This is a genomic window from Paraburkholderia sp. EG287B (assembly GCF_040965595.1).
GTDB lineage: Bacteria > Pseudomonadota > Gammaproteobacteria > Burkholderiales > Burkholderiaceae > Paraburkholderia.
Genome location: NZ_JBFRCG010000113.1, coordinates 1 through 255, shown reverse-complemented (window position 1 = coordinate 255; position 255 = coordinate 1). Strand labels below are relative to the sequence as shown.

The window sequence follows — 255 nt, the reverse complement described above, 5'->3', positions numbered from 1 at the left end:
TTCCCAAAGTAGTGGCGAGCGAAATGGGACCAGCCTGTACTCTTTATCCGTACCGTCAGCCAAACGCTCTGGAAAGTGCGGCCATAGTGGGTGATAGCCCCGTAGGCGAAGACGGAATGGAAGAACTGGGTGTACGACAAGTAGGGCGGGACACGTGAAATCCTGTCTGAAGATGGGGGGACCATCCTCCAAGGCTAAATACTCGTGATCGACCGATAGTGAACCAGTACCGTGAGGGAAAGGCGAAAAGAACCC

General features: G+C 54.1%; 1 rRNA gene. It reads left to right on the top strand.

Features of this window, described 5'->3' with window-relative positions:
- Positions 1-255 (top strand): 23S ribosomal RNA (locus tag AB4Y40_RS42960); the annotation flags it as partial.